This window comes from Bradyrhizobium sp. (assembly GCF_019242285.1).
GTDB lineage: Bacteria > Pseudomonadota > Alphaproteobacteria > Rhizobiales > Xanthobacteraceae > Bradyrhizobium.
The window spans coordinates 1-2225 of record NZ_JAFAVV010000459.1 but is presented as its reverse complement, the minus strand read 5'-3'; the positions used below and the strand labels follow the sequence as shown (position 1 = coordinate 2225).

Annotated in this window: 2 protein-coding genes; both read right to left on the bottom strand. The window is 63.9% G+C overall.

All coding sequences use genetic code 11. The annotated features are described in order from the left end of the window. Positions 1-38: 38 nt before the first annotated feature. Positions 39-926, bottom strand: coding sequence for a proline/glycine betaine ABC transporter permease (locus tag JOY90_RS18040; protein ID WP_291692473.1), 888 nt, complete (start codon positions 924-926; stop codon positions 39-41). 25 nt (positions 927-951) lie between these two features. Further along, positions 952-1953, bottom strand: a complete 1002-nt coding sequence (locus tag JOY90_RS18035; protein ID WP_291692472.1) for an ABC transporter substrate-binding protein — start codon at positions 1951-1953, stop codon at positions 952-954. Positions 1954-2225 lie beyond the last annotated feature (272 nt).

The window sequence follows — 2225 nt, the reverse complement described above, 5'->3', positions numbered from 1 at the left end:
TGTACAGGCGCCGGATCTGGATGCCGCCGAACGCCGGCTCAGCCATGGGAGATCTCCCGATGGATCTGCAGGCGCCGCCCGTAAGCCTGGCTGACGCGGTCGAAGATCATGGCGACGCCGACGATGGCGAGGCCGTTGAACATGCCGAGGGTGAAATACTGGTTCGCGATCGCCTTCAGCACGGGCTGGCCCAAGCCCTGGACGCCGATCATGGAGGCAATCACCACCATCGCGAGCGCCATCATGATCGTCTGGTTTATCCCAGCCATAATGGTCGGCAGCGCGAGCGGCAACTGGACCTTGCGCAGCTTCTGCCAGGGCGAGGAGCCGAACGCGTCGGCGCACTCGAGCACGTCGCGGTCGACCAGACGGATGCCGAGATTGGTCAGGCGGATCACGGGAGGCAGCGCGTAGATGACGACCGCGATCACCCCCGGCACCCGGCCGATCCCCAGCAGCATGACGACGGGGATCAGATAGACGAAGCTGGGCATGGTCTGCATCACGTCGAGCACCGGGTTGATGCAGCCCTGCACGGCCGCGGAGCGGGCCATCAGGATGCCGATCGGGATGCCGATCAGGATCGAGAGGATCGTGCACACCAGGATCATGGAGACGGTGCGCATCGTGTCCTCCCACATGCCGAAATAGCCGATCAGCAACAGGGTGAGGACCGCGCCCAGGGTGACGCTGAGGCGGCGGCTGGCGAGCCATGCGACCCCGCCGATCACGGCGATGACGATCGGCCATGGCGTGTTCATGACCAGGCGCTCCGCCCAGATCAGGAAGGATTGCAGCGGGGTGAAGAAGCTCTCGATCGCGTCGCCGTATTGGCGCGTGAACTGCCGGAAACCTTCGTCGATCGCCTTTTTGAGGCTGGTCAGCGAAGAGTCGTTCATCTGCGGGAAGGTCGAGAACCATGCCATCACTCAACCCTCCCGCACGATTGGCCTACAGCGCCGCCTTGACCTTCTGCGCGACGTCCGCTGACACCCACTTGCTCCAGAGCGCCTCGTTGTTCTTCAGGAAATACTTGGCGCCGTCCTCGCCGGTGGCCTGATTATCGGTCATCCACGCCATCAGCTTCTGCACCGTGTCGTTCGACCAGGCACGGGTGCTCAGATACTTCACCACGTCCGGCCCGGCGCGGTCAGCGAACTTCTTGCTCATCAGCGTGTAGACGTGGTCAACCGGCCAGGTGTTCGGCTTGGGATCCGGGCAGTCGGCCTTCGTGTTGCATCGCTTCCATTCGGCCGCGTCGTACGGAACGCCGAACTCAAGCTTGACCATCTTGTACTTCCCGAGCAACGAGGTGGGCGCCCAGTAGTAGCCGACCCAACCCTGCTTGCGCTCGTAGGCCTTGGCCAGCGAGCCGTCGAGGCCGGCCGCCGAGCCGGTGTCCACCAGCGAGAAATTGTGGTTCGCCGCGCCGTAGGCCTTGAAGAGCTGCGCGGTCACGATCGTCCCGCCCCATCCTTGCGGGCCATTGGTGACCGCGCCCTTGCCCGGATTCTCCGCGGCAGGAAACAGCTCGGGATGCTTGAGCATGTCGGGGATCGTCTTGATGTCGGGATGCGCCTCGGCGACGTATAGCGGGATCCACCACCCCTGTATGCCGCCATCGCTTAGGGATAGCGCGCCCTCGACGATGCGGCTCTCGGCGAGGCCGCGGTTGACCACTTCCGGCAGCAGGTCGACCCATCCCTCCGGGGCGATGTCCGGCTGTCCTTTCTCGACCATGGACGTGATGGTCGGCACGGTGTCGCCGGTCGTGATGTTGGCGTTGCAGCCATAGCCCTTGTTGAGGATGAACTTGTCGACGTTGGCGAGGACCTCGGCCGATTGCCAATTCATGCTGGCGATCGTGACGTCGCCGCATTCGGCAGCCGATGCGCCAGCCCCGCCCAGGAGAAAGCTGAGAGCAACGCATGTCGACGCAAGCAATGTTCTCACCTTCAGTTCTCCCCTAGAAAGCGCTTCAACGAAGCGCGGCTCACCCGCGCTGCAGACATATCAGATAAGCAAGCTGGTCGGCATGGCGCAACGAAAGAGGGTGAAGGGGCTCTGATGAGGCGCGGCGTGACGCTTCGTGCAGCGACTTTGCCGGTTTCTGATAAGTCGTCGAACCACCGTCGCGCAGCACCGGCGTGAGCTGACGATGATCCCTAGGCGGCCGCCACGGATCCGAGCAGCCAACGCAGCCCGGTCCGGCGCGCGCCCGTCAC